General features: G+C 74.3%; 14 protein-coding genes. 10 read left to right on the forward strand and 4 right to left on the reverse strand.

The features are described from left to right. Window positions 1–449: 449 nt before the first annotated feature. Window positions 450–1,436: a LuxR C-terminal-related transcriptional regulator gene (locus ACFV8H_RS36990; RefSeq protein ID WP_380408562.1), complete on the reverse strand. Its 987-nt coding sequence runs from the start codon at window positions 1,434–1,436 to the stop codon at window positions 450–452. A 370-nt stretch (window positions 1,437–1,806) separates the two neighbouring features. On the opposite strand from ACFV8H_RS36990, the gene ACFV8H_RS36995 reads away from it, so the two are divergent. From ACFV8H_RS36995 to ACFV8H_RS37005, 3 genes are all read left to right on the forward strand, one after another. Continuing rightward, the gene (locus ACFV8H_RS36995; protein WP_380408564.1) at window positions 1,807–2,043 is read left to right on the forward strand and encodes a hypothetical protein; all 237 of its coding nucleotides are present in this window, start codon (window positions 1,807–1,809) and stop codon (window positions 2,041–2,043) included. Window positions 2,044–2,189: 146 nt separating this feature from the next. Further along, entirely contained in the window at window positions 2,190–3,080 is an 891-nt protein-coding gene (locus tag ACFV8H_RS37000) for a hypothetical protein (protein WP_380408566.1), read from the forward strand. Then, window positions 3,014–3,724, forward strand: a complete 711-nt coding sequence (locus ACFV8H_RS37005; protein ID WP_380408568.1) for a VOC family protein — start codon at window positions 3,014–3,016, stop codon at window positions 3,722–3,724. Before ACFV8H_RS37000 ends, ACFV8H_RS37005 begins: the two co-directional genes overlap by 67 nt. A gap of 44 nt (window positions 3,725–3,768) precedes the next feature. Here the strand turns inward: ACFV8H_RS37005 and ACFV8H_RS37010 are convergent, their stop codons facing one another. Then, complete coding sequence (locus ACFV8H_RS37010; protein ID WP_380408570.1) at window positions 3,769–6,327, reverse strand: AAA family ATPase; 2,559 nt, start codon at window positions 6,325–6,327, stop codon at window positions 3,769–3,771. 225 nt (window positions 6,328–6,552) lie between these two features. Here ACFV8H_RS37010 and ACFV8H_RS37015 point away from each other — a divergent pair, with 225 nt between their 5' ends. The 7 genes from ACFV8H_RS37015 (at window position 6,553) to ACFV8H_RS37045 (ending at window position 17,743) form a co-directional block, all read left to right on the forward strand. Continuing rightward, entirely contained in the window at window positions 6,553–8,829 is a 2,277-nt protein-coding gene (locus tag ACFV8H_RS37015; protein ID WP_380408572.1) for a TOMM precursor leader peptide-binding protein, read from the forward strand. A gap of 21 nt (window positions 8,830–8,850) precedes the next feature. Continuing rightward, window positions 8,851–10,377, forward strand: coding sequence for a SagB family peptide dehydrogenase (locus ACFV8H_RS37020; RefSeq protein ID WP_380408574.1), 1,527 nt, complete (start codon window positions 8,851–8,853; stop codon window positions 10,375–10,377). Further along, window positions 10,374–11,186 carry an HlyD family efflux transporter periplasmic adaptor subunit gene (locus ACFV8H_RS37025; RefSeq protein ID WP_380408576.1) on the forward strand — a complete coding sequence of 271 codons (813 nt, stop codon included), beginning with the start codon at window positions 10,374–10,376 and terminating at the stop codon, window positions 11,184–11,186. The genes ACFV8H_RS37020 and ACFV8H_RS37025 overlap by 4 nt, the downstream gene beginning before the upstream one ends. A 12-nt stretch (window positions 11,187–11,198) precedes the next feature. Continuing rightward, a complete protein-coding gene (locus ACFV8H_RS37030; RefSeq protein WP_380408578.1) occupies window positions 11,199–13,481 on the forward strand; it encodes an NHLP family bacteriocin export ABC transporter peptidase/permease/ATPase subunit in 2,283 nt (760 codons plus the stop codon). Beyond that, on the forward strand, window positions 13,478–16,390 hold the full coding sequence (locus ACFV8H_RS37035) for an NHLP bacteriocin export ABC transporter permease/ATPase subunit (RefSeq protein WP_380408580.1): 2,913 nt from the start codon (window positions 13,478–13,480) through the stop codon (window positions 16,388–16,390). Before ACFV8H_RS37030 ends, ACFV8H_RS37035 begins: the two co-directional genes overlap by 4 nt. Window positions 16,391–16,414: 24 nt before the next feature. Beyond that, a complete protein-coding gene (locus ACFV8H_RS37040) occupies window positions 16,415–16,777 on the forward strand; it encodes a YciI family protein (RefSeq protein ID WP_380408581.1) in 363 nt (120 codons plus the stop codon). A 246-nt stretch (window positions 16,778–17,023) separates the two neighbouring features. Then, on the forward strand, window positions 17,024–17,743 hold the full coding sequence (locus ACFV8H_RS37045; protein WP_380408583.1) for a G1 family glutamic endopeptidase: 720 nt from the start codon (window positions 17,024–17,026) through the stop codon (window positions 17,741–17,743). A gap of 99 nt (window positions 17,744–17,842) precedes the next feature. Here the strand turns inward: ACFV8H_RS37045 and ACFV8H_RS37050 are convergent, their stop codons facing one another. Together ACFV8H_RS37050 and ACFV8H_RS37055 are read right to left on the reverse strand one after the other, a co-directional pair. After that, window positions 17,843–18,616, reverse strand: coding sequence for an alpha/beta fold hydrolase (locus ACFV8H_RS37050; protein WP_380408585.1), 774 nt, complete (start codon window positions 18,614–18,616; stop codon window positions 17,843–17,845). Continuing rightward, window positions 18,606–19,547, reverse strand: coding sequence for a Rieske 2Fe-2S domain-containing protein (locus ACFV8H_RS37055; RefSeq protein WP_380408587.1), 942 nt, complete (start codon window positions 19,545–19,547; stop codon window positions 18,606–18,608). The genes ACFV8H_RS37050 and ACFV8H_RS37055 overlap by 11 nt, the downstream gene beginning before the upstream one ends. Window positions 19,548–19,560: the final 13 nt, after the last annotated feature.

A 19,560-nucleotide genomic window follows, 5' to 3' on the forward strand; every position in this document is an offset into this window, starting at 1 on the left:
GAGACAGCCCTTGCCCTGGGCGGCGCGGCGGGCCTCGGCCCGGCCGCCGGAGCGCGGCCCGGGCACGCCGCCCGCCGCACCGTCCTCGGGGAGTGCCCCGGGCGCGTCCTCGCCCTGAGCCGGGCTCTCGCCCCTGCGACCTGCCATGCGCGTACCTTTCACCGACGGAAGCGACGCCCCGGACGATCTGGCGCACCGCACTCAGGGAGACGACCCGAACCGCTCCCTGGTTGTACGTACGAAGGTCGGTACAGTCCGACCATCGTGGCTTCCGATCATATGGAGACCGAAGGTGATCACCGACCCCCGGTGCACCAACCACCCCGGTGGCCACGGGACGATCCCGTCACAGAACATCTGAAAAGGGCCGATTCGGGCGGACCGCGATGTCGACCCGGGAGGGGGCCGGGACGGGACAGGAGCGGGGCCGGGGCGGAGCGGGGGCGGGCTCAGAGCCAGCCGCGACGGCCGGCGAGCAGGCCGGCCTCGAAGCGGCTGCGGGCGCCGAGCCGGTCCATCAGGTCGGCCATCATCCGGCGGGTGGTGCGCAGCGAGATGCCGAGGTGCTTGCCGGCCGCCTCGTCGGTGTAGCCCTGGCCGAGCAGGCGCAGCAGTTCCTGCTCCTGGCGGGTGAGGCCCTCCTCGTCGCGCTCGCGCGGGGCGCCGAAGGGGGTGGCGTCGGACCAGGTCTGGTCGAAGAGCGAGACCAGGGCGGTGAGCACGCCGGGTGACGAGATCTGGACGGCGCCCTTGAGGGTGTTGGCGGGGTCGATCGGGACGAGGGCGACCCGCCGGTCGATGACCAGCATCCGCAGCGGCAGCGCGGGCACGGTGCGCACCTCGCAGCCGAGGCCGGTGAGCCACTCGGCGTGCAGGACGGTGGCCCGGTCCTTGCGCACCGCGTCCAGGTAGACGGTGCGCATCGACACCCCGCGGGCCAGCAGCTCCTCGTTGTCGGGCCGGCTGGCCTGGAGGGAGGCGGCGGGCCGGGCGCGGCCGGGGGCGAAGGTGAGCAGTTCGTCCTGGACCGAGCTGACCAGCTCCTCCATCCGCGCCGCCACGGTGGCCATGCCGAGCAGTCGCTCCAGCTGGCTGTCCTCGGCCGACTCGTCGCGGAACTGGGCGAGCATGCCGGAGATCTCGGCCTGGCGCCGCTCGAACTCCAGCTGGGCGCGCTGCTGGACGGATTCGTAGTACCGCAGCAGGGCCGGCAGTCCGACCCGGGGGTCGACCGGCCGCAGGCCGCCGGAGGGCGTGCCCGGGGCCTCGGCCTCGGAGGGGCGGAGCAGGCGCAGGTCGGCGAGCTGGTCGAGCGCGGCGCGGACCTGCGCCCCGCCGAGGCCGAGTTTGTCGGCCAACCCCTCGACATCCAGCTGAGGATCCGTCAGCATCAGTCGATAGACCGCCTGCGCGGCATCGTCGATCCCCCGCGTCATCGGCGCACCACTCCCCCGCAGCCGGTACCGGTTTTCCGGCGCTCGGCCGGACAAGTCCGCTGCCCGATCATGCCAGGACGAGCAGGTCAGGACAACTGCGGAAGCGTTTCTTTCGGGGCTCCGGATCGACCGGCCGGGATAAGGGTAATGAGAAGGCAATGGCACCAAGGTGCCACCGCGATCTTCCTGCCGCCCCGAACACCTTCCGGCGGCCCTCGGCATCCTCCAGACTTTCGGTTGTCGGGAAGCCGCGAGCTCCCCGACCGGGCCCGCCGATGATTACGGACCGTCATCACCGACGGCCGACCGATCAGGTCGGTGAATTGGCCGGCACCCGCTTCCGCACCGCACGTCGTCCTGGGGGACCCTCATGCTGCTTTCCTACCGCAAGCTCGCCTGTACCGCCGCCGTCTCCGCCGTCGCCGCCGCCTTCGCCGGTGGTGTCCTGGCCGGTGCCGCGTACGCCACGCCGGGCTCCGCACCGGCCGTCGGCCCGGCCACGGCCTCGGTGCAGCAGTTCACGAACGACCTCACCACCCACCTCCGCGCGTCCCGGTCGGAGATGCTCCAGGGGGCCGCGACCCCGGCCGACTGGCACTGGAACTGACGGCCGCTTCCGCAGGCCAGGGCACCTGACGCCGCCCCCGCCACCACCGGCCGACGAGCAGTCCGGCCGGACGGCGGGGAAGGCCCGTCGGCGGAACTCCGGACCGCCGCATAAATTGAAAGTGCAACAATCCGCCAGGAGCGACAGTGCCGGTTATCGAACCGATCGTGCTGGACTTCTTCGGCTCGGAGATCGCCCTCGTCCAGGCCGACCGCGACGAGATATCGTTCCATTTCGGGCCGCACCTCACCGGGATTTCCCGGGACCCCGACCAACTGCGGGTGGAATTCTCCCGCCCCCCGGGGAAGGACGCGCCCGGCGATTTCCTGGTGCGCCGCAGTGACGGAACGCCATTGCTGCGCCGCACCTTCCGGGGCTGGGGCAACGTCCCGGGCGCGGTGCCGCCGTTCGCGGCCCTCCAGGACCGGTTCTGCCTGGCCCCCGCCGTGGTGCTGGCCAAGGGCGGCGCCACCGTGGCGCTGCTCGGCGGACCGTACTCGGAGCAGGCCAACGTGGGCGCCGCGCTGGCGCAGCGCTCCTGGGAGTTCGTCTCCGGACGACTGCTGGTGCTGGACCGCCGCACCGGGCACGTCCTGCCCTACCTCGCGCCGCTGGAGGCGCGCGGGCCGGCCGCGGCCTGGCTGCGCGGCGCCGGACTGCCGGACGGCACCTGGCGCACCGTCACCTCGCCGGTCGGCGGCGAGGTCCTGCTGGTGCGGCCGGAGAGCCTCGGCCCGGTCGTCCCGGTCCGGGCCCGGCTGGCCCCGCCGGCGCTGGTCCGGCTGTGCCGCAGCGACGACGAGGAAGTACGGCTGGCACCATGGGAGTTCACCACCAGGACCTGGCCGGCCGGGTCCTCGGGACTGCTCGCCGACGCACCGACCCACTGCCTGCACCTGCCCGGCGTGAGCGGGGCGGAGGAGGCCGCCGGACTGATCGATCACGCCATGACCAAGGAGAAGGACGACTCGTGCCTCGACGTACCAGCTATGCCATCGGCGCACCGTGCTGGGCTGACTGCATCACTCCCGATCTGAGCGGCAGCCGGGAGTTCTACTCGGCGCTGCTCGGCTGGGAGTTCGTCACCGAGTCGCCGGACTACCAACTGGCCGTGCTGGGCGGGGAGGTCATCGGCGGCTTCGGCGCCGCACCGGTCGGGCTGCCGCCGCAGGCCGCGTGGAACGTCTACCTGGCGACCAAGGACGCGGAGCACTGCTGCGTCCAGGTCGGCCGGCTGGGCGGACGCGTGGTGATGCCCCCGGTGCCCGCCGGGGAGAACGGCCGGCTGCTGCTCGCCGTCGACTCCTCCGGGGTCACGGTCGGCTTCTGGGAGGGCGCCCGGGCCGAGGGCGTGGTGCTCGCCGACGAGCCGGGCGCGATCTGCGGCCACGAGCTGCGGGTGCCGTCCGCCACCCAGGCCGAGGCCTTCTACGGGCCGCTGTTCGGCTACCGGCTCGGCGCGGAGGGGGAGTTCACCCTGGACGGCTTCGCCCACGCCCGCGTGGTGGAGAGCGACCAGGGCCGTCCGTGCTGGCTGCCGCACTTCGGCGCGGCCGACCCGGCGGACGCCGTCCACCGGGCGGTCCGGCTGGGCGCCCGGCTGGTGCGGCCGGGCTCGGACGAGCCGCCGGTCCTGCGGGACCCGTGGGGCGCGGAGTTCGGGCTGGTGGCGGCGGGCTGAGCCGGCCGGGCGCGTCGGACGGCCCGCCCGGCCCGCGGCCCCGGTCACAACGCCTTGACCGCGGCGCCCAGTTCGGGCCGGCCCTTGATCGCCAGCTTGCGGTAGATCCGGCCCAGGTGGGTGTCCACCGTGCGCTTGCTGAGGCAGAGCCGCTCGGCGACCTCCAGGTTGCTCAGGCCCTGCAGCACCAGCTCGGTGACCCGGCGTTCGCTCGGGGTCAGCCGGACCGGACCGGCGTCCCGGGTGCCGATCGCCGGGCCGCCGCGCTCCTCGGCCGGGCGCGGCCGGGCGTCGCCGCCGGGCAGCGGGTCGGCCGCGATGGTCCGGGCGGCGGCGTGCTCGCCGAGCGCCTGGTAGGCCTGGGCCGCGTGGGCGCGCCACGGCACGCAGGCCGGGTCGGCCACGCCGCGGGCGGCCAGCTGGTGCCCGCACTCCAGGAAGAGCCGCAGCGCCTGCTGGTGGTCGCCGCGGTGCGCGGCGACCAGGCCGCGGGCCTCCAGCAGCACCGCGCGCAGCAACGGGTGCGCCTCGGCGGGCAGTTCGACCCCGGCCAGCGCGGCGGCGTCCACCGGCAGGCCGCGGCGCAGCCGGGCCCGGACGGCCAGCGCCAGCGCGGCGCCCGCGAGGTCCTCGGCCCGGATCCGCCGGGCCAGGTCGGCGGCCTGCTCGGCGTCGGCGAGCGCGGCGTCCGGCCGGCCCTGCCGGTGGGCGATGTCGGAGCGGGCCAGCAGGGCGAGGGCCAGTTCGCCGCGGTGGTTCCAGCGCTGGGCGGAGCGGACCGCCCGGCCGGCCCAGGCGGCCGCCTCGTCCAGGCGCCCCGTCCAGGCGTAGGCCATCGCCGCGCCCAGCACCTCCGTACCGGCCTCGGCGGGCGAGACCCGGCGCACGCAGCGCCCGGCCAGCCGCACCGCCGTACGGGGCTGGCCCCCGGCGGCGGCCAGCGCGGCCAGCGCCCCGAGCAGGGCGGTGCCGGCGGGCTCGGCCGGCTCGGCGCGCAGCGCGGCCAGGGCTGGCCGCAGCGCGGTGCGCCGGCCGGTGAGGGCGGCCTGGGCGGCGAGCGGCAGCAGCAGTTCGGCCGGGGGGCCGGGGGTGGCGGCGAGCGCCGCGGCGGCCTCGGCGAACGGGACGGCGGCGGCGCCGGCCGCGCTGAGGGCGAGCACCGGCCCGGCGAACGGCCGGAGCAGCCGGGCCCGTTCGGCCGGGTCGGGGGCGGCGGCGAGGCCGGCGGCGCAGCGGGCGGCGGCGGCCACGTCGCGGTGGAGTTCGACGGTGCCGAGCTGCCCGGTGAGCGAGCGGACCAGCTCCGGGTCGGCGGCGTCGGCGAGGGCGCGCTGGAGGTAGCGGGCGGCGTCGTCCCAGTGGCCGTCGGCGGCGGCGTCCCGGGCGGCGGTGCGCAGGACGGGGACGGCCCAGTCCAGCCCGGTGGTGCCGGAGGACATCAGGTGTTCGGCGGTGCGGGCGGCGGGGGCGCCGAGCCGGGCGAGCAGGGCGGCGGCCCGCTCGTGCAGGGCGACCAGGACGCGCGGGTCGGTGCGGGCCAGCACGGCGGTGCGGACCAGCTCGTGCCGGAAGGTCTCCGGCGGGCCGGGTTCGATCAGGTCGGTGCGGTGCAGCGCCTCCCGGGCCTCGTCGGCGAGGAGTTCGCCCTGGCCGGTCAGCAGGGCGGCGGTGGCGAGGTCGGCCCCGGTGCCCAGGACGGCGAGGCCGGTGAGCAGTTCGGCGGCCCGGGGGTGGCTCTGCCGCAGCCAGCTGAGGGTGGTGTCGGCGAGGGTGCCGGCGCCGATCCGGCGGACCTTGTCGAGGTCGGGCGAGCCGGGGTTGATCCGGGCGGCGGCCAGCCGGGCGGTGAGTTCCTCGACCACCAGCGGGTTGCCGCGGGAGAGGTCGTGGCAGACGGCGGCGAGTTCCGGGTCGACCGGGGCGTCGAACTCCTCGGCGACCCGCTCGGCCACGCAGCTGTCGCAGAGCGGGCCGGGGGTGAGGGTGCGGGCGTGGCGCAGGGCGGCGAGTTCGGCGGCGAGCGGGTCGGCGGCCTCGTCGGCGGTGCTGGCGAGCAGGGCGACGGGCAGGCCGTCGAGCCGGCGGGCGAGGTAGGAGAACCACTGGCGGGACTCCTCGTCGGCCAGGTGGAGGTCGTCCACGGCCATCACGACGGGGGTCCGGGCGGTGAGCGAGCGGGCCGCGTGGAAAAGGTCGTTCAGCACCCTTTCGCGCCCGTTGCCGGCGTTTTCGGAACCCGCCGGGAGGGCTCTTCCGAGAGCGTCCGGCAGATCTCCGGCGAGGGCCGCCCCGGGGAATTCCCCGGGTGATTCGCCCAGGAACTGCGGACTTGGCACCGCGCCTGTTGTCATGCGCATGAAGGGGTCGAAGAGCTGGCGCACCACCCCGTACGGAAAGTCCCGCTCGTTGTCGTGACATCGGGCCCGCAGCACCACCGCGCCCTCCGGCAGCCGGGCCAGCGCGGCCCGCAGCAGCGCACTCTTCCCGGCCCCGCGCGCGCCCCTGACCAGCACGACCGCGGAGCGGCCGGCGGCCGCCCCGGCCACCGCGCGCGCCAGCTCCGCCAGCTCCGTTTCCCGGTGCAGCAAAACTCCAGTCGGCACCGCAACCCCCCGTCGTACCCGCGTGCGGACACACCAGTATCGCCCGCCGCGCCCCCCTGTCAACGTTCCGGGCGAATACGTACCGGGATACGTACCGGCCGAACGGAATACGCAATTCCACGCGATGCGTAACTCGACGGCGCCGACGGATATGCAGTATGTACAGCCCAATTGCCGCCGTGCTCGAATACTCACGACGAACTTGTGAACACAGGGGGATGACTGATGGAGCGACCGCGGCTCAAGGCCCATTTCCTCACCGAGACGGTGGGAGAAAAGGTCTTCCTGCTCGGAGAGGGGCAGGACTACCTCGTCCCGGGGGCCGCCGCGGTGCGCCTCCTGCCCTACCTGGACGGACGGCGCACCGTCGCCGAGATCCTCCAGGCGCTGGGCACCGAGGTCCCGCTCGGCCAGGCGCTGACCGCACTGCGCCGCTACGAGGCCGCCGGGCACCTCGCCGAGGGCCGGCCCGAACTGCCGGACCACGTCCTCGCCTACTGGGACGCCCAGGGCGTCGACCCGGCCGTCGCCCTGGAGGCCGCCCGGGCCACCGAGCTGCTGGTGCTCGCCCTCGGCGCCGCCGAGGCCGCCCCGCTGGTCGAGGCGCTCACCGCCACCGGCCTGCGCGCCCGCGCCGTCACCGAGGACCAGGCCGTCACGGGCGGCCCGGACACCATGGTCGTCGCCCTCACCGACGACTACCTCGCCCCCGCCCTGGAGCGGCTGAACACCGCCCGGCTGGCCGACCGGCGCCCCTGGCTGCTCGCCAAGCCCACCGGCACCTCCCCCTGGCTCGGCCCGCTGCTGCGCCCCGACGAGACCGGCTGCTGGAGCTGCCTCGCCCAGCGGATCAGCGGCAACCGCCAGGTCGAGCGCTACCTGGCCGGCAAGCGCGGCGAGACCGTGCCGCTGCACCCCACCCGCGCCGCCATCCCGGCCGGCCCGGCGATGACCGCCCAGCTGCTCGCCACCGAGACCGCGCGCATCCTCGCCGACGAGTGCTGCTCCGCCCTCTCCGGCACCATGGTCAGCCTCGACCTCAACACCCTGCAGACCACCGAGCACACCCTGGTCCGCCAGCCCCAGTGCCCCGACTGCGGCGACCCGGCACTGCTCACCGAGCGCAGCCCCAAGGTCGTCCTGCAGCCGAGCCCGGCCCGGCACACCACCGACGGCGGCTACCGCGTCCAGGCCCCGCAGTTCACCTACGACCGGCTCAAGCACCACATCAGCCCGCACCTGGGCGCGATCACCCGGCTCGGCGCGCACGACGACACCGGCAACGGCATCACCTACAGCTTCACCGCCGGCCACAACTTCGCCATGGTGAACGACAACATGGACCTGCTGCGCCGCAACATGCGCGGCCAGAGCGGCGGCAAGGGCCGCTCCGAGATCCAGGCCAAGGTCAGCGCGATCTGCGAGGCGATCGAGCGCTACTCGGCGGTCTGGCGCGGCGAGGAGCCGGTGGTGCGCGCCGCCTACCGCGACCTCGACCCGGCCGTCGCCGTCCACATGGACGCCCTGCTCCAGTTCTCCGACGCCCAGTTCGCGAACCGCGCCGAGTGGAACGCCGACCCCAAGCACCGGCTGCACCTGGTGCCCGACCCGTTCCCGGTCGACGCCGAACTGGACTGGACCCGCGCCTGGTCGCTCACCCACGACGAGGAGCGGCTCGTCCCCTCCGGCTACGCCTGGTACGGCCACCCCGACCTCCAGCAGCACTTCTACTGCGTCGGCGACTCCAACGGCTGCGCCAGCGGCAACACCCTGGAGGAGGCGATCCTCCAGGGCTTCTGCGAGGTCGTCGAGCGCGACGCGGTCGCCCTGTGGTGGTACAACCGCACCGCCCAGCCCGAGTTCGACCTCGACTCGCTGAACGACCCGTACGTGGACACCATGCGCGCCTTCTACGCCTCGGTGGACCGCGAGCTGTGGGTGCTCGACCTCACCTCCGACCTCGGCGTGCCGGTGTTCGCCGCGATCTCCCGGCGCGTGCACGAGGTCGAGGACATCATGGTCGGCTTCGGCGCCCACCCGGACCCGCGGATCGCCGCGATCCGCGCGCTCACCGAGGTCAACCAGTTCCTCCCGTTCATCGACCGGCGGGACGAGAACGGCGACACCCTCTACCGCACCGACGACCTGGAGACCCTGGAGTGGTGCCGGACGGCCACCGTCGCGGACGAGCCCTGGCTGCTGCCGGGCCGCGAACTCGCCGCCACCACCCTGGCCGACTTCGCCCCGCTCGACGGTGACGACCTCGCCGGACACGTCCGGGACTGCGTCGACCGCGCCCGCCGGGCCGGTGTCGAGGTGATCGTGCTCGACCAGAGCCGCCCCGACCTCGACCTCGCCGTGGTCAAGGTGATCGCCCCCGGCATGCGCCACTTCTGGCGCCGCCTGGCCCCCGGCCGGCTCTACGACGTGCCGGTCCGCCAGGGCCGACTGGCCGCTCCGCAGACCGAGGAGCAGCTCAACCCGAAGAACGTCTTCTTCTAGGAACGGCCGGGTACCGACGCGATGACCACCGCCCTTGACCGGATCCACCTGCCCGCCGCCGCCCGTACGGTGCGCCGGCTGCGGCTGCGCCCCGACGGCGCGTTCGCCCCGCTCGGCCCGAGGGCCGTCCGGCTGACCGCGCCGGTCGGCGCGCTCGACCTGCCCGACCTGGCGCCCGGCGCCCGGGAGGCGGTGGCCGCGCTGGCCGCCGGGGAGCACACCGAGGAGGAGCTGGCCGCCCTGGTCGCGGCCCGGGACGGCGACACCGGGCTGCTGCGCTGGCAGCTGGCCCGCCGCCGGCTCGGCACGGCCGGGATGCTGGAGCACTCCGTGCACCTGGCCCTCGACGGCCCGGACGGCGCCACCGGCACCGAGGAGCCGCTGGCCCGGCTGCGCCCGGTCGGCCGGGGCGCCGCCGAGCCCGGCCCCACCCCGGACCCGACCGGGCAGGTGAAGCTGTCCCGCTTCGCCACCGCCGCGGTCGAGGACGGCGCCCTGCTGGTGCGCTCCCCGGGCAGCCCGCTGGCCGTCCAGCTGACCACCAGGGCGGCCGGGCTGCTGGCCGCCCTGGCCGGCTGGACCAGCCCCGCCGCACTCGCCCAACTCCCCGGCGCCCTGCCGCTGGACGCCGTCCGGCAGACCCTGCGGCTGTTCGCCGCCGCCGGGCTGCTGGCCTACGGCGCCCCCGGCGCCGAGCCCGAGGCCGAGGAGCAGCGGTTCGCCCAGTGGACCGCCGCCGACCTGGCCTTCCACTCCCGCACCCGGCGGCCCACCAGCGTGGCCGGCTACGGCGGCACCTACCGCTTCGGCGACCGCTTCGCCCCCGAGCCCGCCTCGCCCGCGCCGTTCGCGGGCGAGAAGGTCGCCCTGCCCGTCCCCGACCTGGACGAACTCACCCGCACCGACCGGCCGTTCACCGAGGTGCTGGAGCAGCGCCGCTCGGTGCGCGACCACGACGAGCAGGCGCCGATCACCCTGGAGCAGCTCGGCGGGCTGCTCTACCGCAGCGCCCGCCGGCGCCAGACCTTCACCGGCGGGGACGGCCAGGAGCTGGCCGACCGGCCGTACCCGAGCGGCGGCGCGGTGCACGAGCTGGAGCTGTACCCGCTGGTGACCTCCTGCGCGGGCCTGGAGCCCGGGCTGTGGCACTACGCGACGGACCGGCACGAGCTGGAGCTGGTCAGCGCGCCGAGCCCGGCCACCGCCCAACTGGTGAAGAGCGCCCGCGAGTCCTGCCTGATGCAGACCGACCCGCAGGTGGTGCTGCTGGTCACCGCGCGGTTCGGCCGGGTGATGTGGAAGTACGAGACGGTCGCCTACCCGCTGGTCCTCAAGCACGTCGGCGCGCTCTACCAGACCCTCTACCTGGTCGGCACCGCGATGGACCTCGCGGTCTGCGGCCTCGGCGGCGGCGACGCGGCCGACTTCGCCGCGGCCAGCGGCCTCGACTACTTCACCGAGGGCACCGTCGGTGAGCTGGTGATCGGCAGCCGGCCGCCGACGCTGCGCCAGGACGTGGGCGTCCCACGGAGAGAAGCCAGAAGATGAAGTTCCGTTTCAAGGCGCTGCAGCGGATGCGCGAGCCGGACGAGCTCGACTCGCCGACGCTGCTCGCCGCGCCGCGGGGCTGGATCGCCCTGTTCGTCGTGATGATCACCATGGCCGCCGCGCTGCTGTGGACCTTCGCCGGGACGATCCCGATCACCGTGGACGCCCCCGGCCTGCTCACCCACCCGCACGGCACCGCGATGATCCAGAGCCCGTACGGCGGGATGGTCCGCACCGTCCTCGCCAAGCCCTCCGACCAGGTCCGGCAGGGCCAGTCCGTGGTGCGGGTCGAGGACACCGAGGGCCACAGCCGGGAGATCACCAGCCCGTTCGGCGGGCGGGTGGTCGGCCTGTCGGTCACCGACGGCCAGGTCGTCGCCCCCGGCTCGCCGGTCGCCTCGGTCGAGCGGGTCGACGACCCGCAGGAGCGGATGGTCGCGATGGTCTTCGTGCCGGCCACCCGCACCGTCGGGCTGGAGCCCGGCGACCAGGTCGACCTCACCGTGTCCACCACCCCGGCCGGCGCCTTCGGCCTGCTGCGCGGCACCGTCAGCTCGGTCAGCCCGTACGCGCTCACCCGGGAGGCCGTCTCCGGCCTGGTCGGCGGCGACCTCGCCGCCCAGCGCTACCTCGGCAAGGACGCGCCCCGGCTGGTCGTCGTCGACCTCACGCCCGACCCGAACACCCCCAGCGGCTTCGCCTGGACCTCCCAGAGCGGCCCGCCGAACCCGCTGGGCACCCAGGTCGCCGTCACCGCCACCATCAACGTCGGCGAGCAGACCCCGTTCAACCTGATCCTCGGCCGCTGAGAGGAGGCACCGATGACCGCCACCGTCCCGGAGAGCACCCGGGCCTCCGCCCCCGTGCCGCCACCGGACCCGGAGAAGCCGAAGCGCCGCCGCGGCCGCCCCACCCGGGCGGCCGCGCCGCGGCGCTGGCGGCACGCCGTCCCCACCGTCCTGCAGATGGAGTCGGTGGAGTGCGGCGCCGCCAGCCTCGCCATGATCCTCGGCTACCACGGCCGCTGGGTCCCGCTGGAGGACCTGCGCGGCGTCTGCGGGGTCTCCCGCGACGGCGCCCGCGCCTCCACCCTGCTGAACGCCGCCCGCACCTACGGGCTCACCGCCCGCGGCTACCAGACCGAGGCCGAGAAGCTCCGCGACCTCGACGGCCCGGTCATCATCTTCTGGGCCTTCCAGCACTTCATGGTCGTCGAGGGCATCCGCACCCGGTACGGCCGCACCGTCGTCGCCGTCAACGACCCGGCCAGCGGCCCCCGGCTGATGGAGTGGGACGAGTTCGACTCCGGCTTCACCGGCATCGTGCTCTCCTTCGAGAAGGGCCCCGACTTCGAGCCCGGCGGCGACAAGGGCGGCATCGGCCCCGCCCTGCTCGAACGCCGGCTCCCGACCGGGCGCGCCATGCCGCTGGTGCTGCTCGCCAGCCTGCTGCTGGTGCTGCCCGGCATCGCGATCCCCGCCTACACCCGGGTGTTCATCGACCGGGTCCTGACCGGCAGCGGGAGCGGCTACCTCCTACCGCTGCTGGCCGCCATGACCGGCACCGCCGTCGTCGTCTTCGTGCTGACCTCCGTCCAGCGGCACTACCTGCTGCGGATCGAGATCCGGATGGGGCTGGTCAGCTCGGCCCGGTTCTTCCGCCACCTGCTGCGGCTGCCGGTCGACTTCTTCCTCCAGCGCCGCCCCGCCGAGGTCGCCAAGCGGGTGTCCGGCAACGACGTGGTCGCCGAGATCCTCTCCCGCGACCTCGCGCTCACCGTGATCAACCTCGGCCTGGTGCTGTTCTACGCGGCCGTGCTGATCCGCTACGACATCCTGCTCGGCCTCGTCGGCGTCGGCATGGCGCTGCTCAACGTGGTCGTGCTGCAGGCCGTCGCCCGGGCCCGCACCGACGCCGTGGCCGCGCTGCGCACCGACCGCGGCAACCTCACCGCGACAACCTTCACCACCCTCTCGCTGATCGAGACCGTCAAGGCCACCGGCGCCGAGCAGGACGCCTTCGGCCGCTGGGCGGGCTTCCTCGCCAAGGTCGTCACCGCCAAGCAGAAGCTCGGCATCCCCAGCGCCGTGCTCACCGTGGTGCCGCCGATGCTCGCCGCGCTCAACAGCGGGCTGATCCTGCTGGTCGGCGGCCAGCGGGTGGTGGACGGCGCGATGAGCGTCGGCATCCTGGTCTCCTTCCAGACCCTGCTGGCCGCGCTCAGCCGCCCCGTCACCCAGCTCACCAACCTGGGCGGCCGGCTCCAGGACGTCACCGCCGACATCAAGCGGCTGTACGACGTCGAGCGCTACCCGGTGGCCGCCGCCTTCGCCCGGCCCGAACCGCCCGCCGGGCCCAAGCTCGACGGCACCCTGGAGTTCGAGGACGTCCGCTTCGGCTACAGCCCGCTCTCCGAGCCGATCATCAAGGACCTCGGCCTGACCGTCGTCCCCGGCCGCCGGGTCGCCGTGGTCGGCGGCTCCGGCAGCGGCAAGTCCACCCTGGGCCGGCTGCTCACCGGCCTGTACGCCCCGTGGTCCGGCCGGATCCTGCTGGACGGGCGGCCGCGCGAGGAGATCTCCCGCACCGTACTGGCCTCCTCGCTGGCCTACGTCGACCAGGACATCTCGCTGTTCGAGGGCACCGTCCGGGACAACCTGACGCTCTGGAACGACGACGTCCCCGACGAGGCGGTCACCGCCGCGCTGCGCGACGCCGCCGTCTTCGACACCGTGATGACCCGCCCCGGCGGCATCCACAGCCCGGTCCTGGAGGGCGGCCGCAACTTCAGCGGCGGCCAGCGCCAACGACTGGAACTGGCCCGGGCGCTGGCCGGCGAGCCGACCCTGCTGGTGCTCGACGAGGCGACCAGCGCGCTCGACCCGGAGACCGAGCGGGTGATCATGGACAACCTGCGCCGCCGCGGCTGCGCCTGCCTGATCATCGCCCACCGGCTCTCCACCGTCCGCGACGCCGACGAGATCATCGTGCTGCACGAGGGCTCCATCGTCGAACGCGGCACCCACGACGAGCTGTTGGCGCTCGGCGGGCACTACACGGCGCTGATCGAGTCCGCGCGCCGCGAGGAGGAGGACGAACTGTGAGCCTGTCCACCGAGGCGTTCTCGCCCGTCCTCACCGGGGCGGCCGAGTCGCGCTCCGACCGCTACCTCGTGCTGGACGACCCCGGGCAGCTGCTGCTGGTCCGCTCCGGGGCCGTCGACCTGTTCGCCGTCCATCTCGACTCCGGCGCGCCCCAGGGGCGTTGGCACTTCCTCTGCCGGATCGAGGCGGGCACCCTGGTGCCCGGCGCGGCCGCCGACGGGGCCCGCCGGGGCATCGTCGCCCGCCCGGTGCTCGGCGCCGACGCGGCCTTCCTCGCCGCGTCCCGGGTCGAGGCGCTGTCCGCCGACCGGAGCCGGGACCAGGACGGACCGCGGCTCGCCGCCGACCAGTTCCTGGCCGGCCTCGCCCGCGGCCTCACCGCGCTGGCCGGCGCGCTGCGCGACACCCTGCCGCCGCGCGAGTTCACCCCGCTCGACCCGGCCGGGCCGACCGCCCTCAAGAAGGGCCAGGCCCTGCGCTCGGTGGACGGCCTCCAGTGGGTGCGGGTCGAGCAGGGCGGCGTCGAGGCGCCCGAGGGCGCGACCGGCGAACTCACCGAGGGCGCCGAGGTCCTGCTGACCGAACGGGACTGGCTGGTCGCCGCCGGCCCGGCCACCGTACGGGCCCGCTCCCCGCGCGAACTGCTCGACCGGGGCGGCCTCTGGGAGCGTCTGGCCGACCACTGCGGGCGGCTGCTGGACACCGTCGACCGCCGGATCGAGGGCCGCCGCGGCACCGAGACGGAACAGATCGCCACCCGCCAGGAGCGCGACGCCGGCACCCTCGCCGACTCCGCGCGCGGCTTCGAGACCATCCTGCGCGACACCTCCTCCCGGCTGCGGATCGGCGACGCCACCGGCGACGAGCCCACCCTGGCCGCGGCCCGGCTGGTCGCCGCCCACGAGGGTTTCGGCGTCACCGCCCCGGTGGCCGGGACCGGCCACCACCACCGGCTGGACCGGCTCCAGGCGATCGCCCTGGCCTCGCACGTGCGCACCCGCTCCGTCCGGCTGGACGGCACCTGGTGGCGGGACGACCTCGGCGCGATGGTCGGCTACCGCAAGGCCGGAGCGCCCGTCGCGCTGCTGCCGCTCGGCACCGGCTACGTGCTCGCCGAGGGCGGCGCCGTCACCCCGCTGACCCCGAAGCTCGCCGCCGAACTGCAGAACAAGGCCACCGTGCTGTACCGGCCGCTGCCCTCCGCCGTCCGGTCCGTCTCCGCCCTGCTCCGCTTCGGCCTGCGCAACAACCGCCAGGACCTGTGGATGTTCACCGGGATGGCCGCCCTGGTCGCGCTGATCGGGCTGCTCGTCCCGATCATGACCGGCGAGGTGCTGGGCACCTTCGTCGCCCACGCCCAGCGCAACCTGATCACCGAGGGCGCGCTGGTCGTGATCGGCTCCGCGATGGCCGTCGCCGCCCTCTCCATCGTGCAGAACATCGCCGTGCTGCGGATCGAGAGCCGCTCCACGGCCGCGATGCAGGTCGGCGTCTGGACCAGGCTGCTCTCGCTGCCCGCGCCGTTCTTCGCCAACTACTCCACCGGCGAACTCGGCACCACCGTGCTCGGCGTCAGCGCCGCCCAGGAGACCCTCTCCGGGATGATGACCACGGCGACCCTCGGGCTGCTGACCGGCCTCGCCAACCTCGTCCTGGTCTACTTCTACGACCTGCGCCTGGCCGGCCTGGCCACCCTGCTGGTGCTGGTCGGCGTGGCCGTCGGCCTGGTCGCCGGCCGGCTGGAGGTCCGCTGGCAGCGCCGGCTGTACTCCCACGAGCAGGCCACCTCCGCCCGGGTCTTCCAACTCCTCACCGCCGTACCCAAGTTGCGGGTCACCGCCGCCGAGGACCGGGTGTTCGGGGTGTGGGCCGCCGAACTCGGCAAGGGCCGCGGCCTGGCCGCCTCCTCCCGCCGGGTGCAGAACGCCGTCACCACCTTCAACGCGGGCTTCCCGCTGGTCTGTTCGGTGGTGGTCTTCGGCGTGATCGCCGGGCCGCTGGACGGCGACGTCCCGGTGCCGGTCTTCCTGTCCTTCTTCACCGCCTTCAACCTGCTGATCGCCTCCAGCCTCCAGTTCACCTCCGCGGCCGTCACCGCCATGGGCGTGGTGCCGATGCTGGAGCGGCTGCGGCCGATCCTGGAGGAGAAGCCCGAGGTCGACGACAGCAAGGCCGACCCGGGCGACCTCTCCGGGCGCCTCGGCCTCAGCCACGTGACCTTCCGCTACGGGGAGGACGGCCCGGCCGCCCTCCAGGACGTCACCCTCGCCATCGAGCCCGGCGAGTTCGTCGCCGTGGTCGGGCCGTCCGGCAGCGGCAAGTCCACCGTGCTGCGGCTGCTGCTCGGCTTCGAGCGCCCCGAGAGCGGCACCGTGCTCTACGACGGCCAGGACCTCGGCGAGCTGGAGGTCTCCGCGGTCCGGCGCCAGTGCGGGGTGGTCCTGCAGAACGGCGCCCTGCTCGCCGGGGACATCAAGGCCAACATCGTCGGCTCCACCAACCACACCCTGGACGACGCCTGGGCCGCCGCCGAGATGGCCGGCATCGACAAGGACATCGCCGCCATGCCGATGGGCATGAACACCGTCCTGTCCGAGGGCACCAGCACGCTCAGCGGCGGCCAGCGGCAGCGCCTGATGATCGCCCGGGCCCTCGTCTCCCGGCCCCGCATCGTCTTCTTCGACGAGGCCACCAGCGCCCTGGACAACCCGACCCAGCGGCTCGTCACCGAATCCACCCGAAGACTCAACGCCACCCGGGTGGTGATCGCCCACCGACTGTCCACGGTCGCCGAGGCCGACCGGATCATCGTGATGGACCAGGGCCGGGTGGTGCAGCAGGGCCGGTACGAGGAGTTGTTGGCCGACCGGGACGGGCTGTTCGCCCGACTGGCGAGCCGACAGATGTGACAGCTGGACGGAGAAGAGAGAACGATGGAATACACCCTGCTCATTCACGGCGACGAGCGGGTCTGGAACGGACTGAGCGAGGCCGAGCAGGACGAACTCGACGCCGCCCACGCGCGGTTCGGCCGCGCCCTGCACGAGGCCGGGGTGACGGTGCGGTACGGCGGCGGCCTGCGCCGCAGTTGCAGCGCCCGCCTCGTGGTCCCCGGCGGCAACCCCGGCGGCCCGCAGACCCCGGTCTCGGACGGCCCCTACCGCGAGGGCCACGAACACCTCGGCGGTCTCTGGGTGATCGACGTGGCCGACGAGGCCGAGGCGATCGCCTGGGCCCGCTGGATGCCGGCCGCCCCCGGCGACCTGGTCGAGGTCCGCCCGGTCCGGGTGACCTGATCCCCTTCCGCCCCGGTTCGTACCGCGCCCCGTCGAGCAACTTCCGTCGGGGCGCGGCCCGTTGGGTGCGTGGACGGATCGTCAAGAAGTGCACCCGACAGTGCAATGGCTTGGCCAACCTTCCCCCTGATCCTCTTGCTCCGGTCATGACAGTCAGCTCAAGCTGTACTGCCACCCGCCAACGGCCGCCCCCACGGCCCACGTTGGCGTGTGCGCTCCTGTTCGTCCCCTCACGAAGGAGCCACCATGCGCAGATTCCTGGTCCGCGTCGTCACCCTCGCGGCCGCCGCCACCTCCCTGGCCGCCCCCGCCGCCCCCAGCACCGCGGCAGCCGTCCAGGGGCTGGCCTTCCGCCCCCTCTCGTACAACACCAACGGCTACAACTGGGGCGGTTACGCCGCCCAGGGCAGCGGTTTCAGCTCGGTCGCGGCCTCCTGGACCGAGCCCGACGCGACCTGCAACTCCAGCAACGACCTCTACGCCCCGTGGGTCGGCATCGACGGGTACGGCTCCTCCAGCGTGGAGCAGACCGGCGTCGCGACCGACTGCTCCAGCGGCAGCCCGGTCAACCAGGCCTGGTACGAGATGTACCCGGCCGCCCCGGTCTACCTGAGCCTCAGCTCGTACCCGGTGTCGGCCGGCGACCACATCAGCGCCTCGGTGACCTACGCCGGCAGCAGCCGGTACACCCTCAAGCTGACCGACTCCTCCAAGGGCTGGACCTACACCACCACCAAGTCCACCAGCGCCCAGCGGACCAGCGCCGAGGTCATCATCGAGTCGCCGACCGGCGCCTACCCCGACTTCGGGACCCTGAACTTCACCTCGGCCACCGTCAACGGCAAGTCCCTCGGCTCCGCCGGCCCGGTCGCCCTCGACCCCAGCTCCAACGCCGGCTACGAGGCCACCACCGGTGGCCTCGGCTCCGGCGGCACCAGCTTCAGCGAGACGTTCCTCCAGGAGTAGCGCCCCCACGTACCGGAGCGGGAAGTCGGTGGGGCCGACTTCCCGCTCCTCGGGCTTTCCGGGGGTGGCGGCGCGAACGCGAGCTCGGCGGCCCGGGGTTCAGGCGAGGTGGGCGGCGAGCAGCTCGGCGCAGGCGTCGGGGCGTTCGAGCAGCGGGAGGTGGCCGGTCTCGGCCAGGGTCGCCAGCCGGCAGTCCGGGACGGTGTCGCGCAGCAGCTCGGCGTTGCGGGTGAAGGCGGGCATGTCCTCGTCGCCGAGGACGACCAGGGTGCGGGCGGTGATCCGGCGCAGGTCGTCCACCGTGTGCCGGTGGGCGGTGAGGGCGTCCATGGCGCGGTTGCCGAGTTCGGCCCAGCTGTGCCGGGCGACCACCTCCCGCAGGGCGGCGCGGAGTTCGGGGTGGCGCCGGGTGCCGGTGAAGATGTCCGGCGGGGACTGCATCCAGAGGTCGGCGAGCTGGTCGCCGGGGCCGACCATGCGGTGGAGCATGGACAGCTGCTGGTAGCGGACCCGGGCGGAGTCCTCGTTGGGGGTGCCGGCCAGGGTGGGGGCGGCGAGGACCAGGCGGTCGAGCGACCCGGGCTCCTGGATCGCGAGTTGGAGGGCCGAGACGGAGCCGAAGGACAGGCCGACCAGTCGGCGGGCGCCGGTGTCCGCCGCCACCTCGGCCAGTTGCCCGGCCAGGGCCGGGAGCGTCAGCCCCGGCAGGAGCGGGGCGGAGCCGCCGTGGCCGGGCAGGTCGACGCCGATGTGGGTGAAGCCGGGGAGGCGGTCCCACAGCGGCTGCCAGGTGGTGGAGTCCATGGTGTAGCCGTGGATCCACAGCACGGCCGGGCCGTCGCCCTGGCGGTGGAGGCGCAGGTCAGTCGTCAAGTCGGGCTCCGAAGTCGGCGCAGAACCGGCGGAAGGCGAGCACCGGCTCGTCGCGGGCGTCGTAGCGCGGGGTCATGGTGTGGTCCAGGTGCTCCCAGACCACCTTGTCCTCGGCGAGTGCCTTCTCGCTGCCGCCGAGCAGGGCCGGCAGCGCCGCCCGCTGGTCCTCGCGCACGCCGATGGCGACCCGGGCGACGCAGCCGCCGTCCCCGGTCGGGACGGAGCCGGTGACGATGACCTGCCGGGTCTCGGGCGGGCCGAACTCGGTGACCACCACGTGGGGGCTGAACGCCTGGGCGTGGAAGCGCGGCTTGAAGTCCCAGCGGACCCGGCCGGTGCGCACCGCCTCCCAGCGGATCTCCTCCAGCGTGCGGGCGTCCTGCCAGGGCGAGGTCTGCATCAGGAACTCGCCCTCGATGACGAGCTCGCCGTGCTCGCCCGCCCGGGTGGCCATCCCCCGGTTGCCGGGGACGCCGTGCACGGCCTTGAAGTGGTCCGGGTCGAAGGCGTTCTCCACGACGTACTCGGGCGGCACCGCGACCGGCAGGGCGACGGCCGCGACCAGCGGGTACTCGTCCTGCCAGCCCCGGACCGCCCGCTCGAAGCCGCGGTCGCCGTCCGGGTGGTCGGAGAGCCGGACGAACACGGCGTCGCCCCACTCCAGCACCCGGTGCTCGGCGACGGACCAGTGCTTGGACGGGTCGCCGAGGCCGATCCGCTTGCCGTGGAAGGGGCAGACCACGCAGTCGCCCTCGCGCCGCCCGCCGTAGCCCAGGTGGGCGCCGCGGTGCGGGCAGTTGGCGTCCAGGACGCGGACCCGCCCACCGTCGCGGACGGCGATCAGGCGGCGCGGTCCGATCGCCAACGGGGTGATGTCGTCGGCCAGTTCGGATCGGAAGGCCAGCAGGTACCAGCCGTGGTGCACGGTCATCGGGCTCACGTTC

Origin of the sequence: Kitasatospora sp. NPDC059827 (assembly GCF_042731675.1) — a bacterium.
In the GTDB taxonomy this organism is placed as follows: domain Bacteria; phylum Actinomycetota; class Actinomycetes; order Streptomycetales; family Streptomycetaceae; genus Kitasatospora.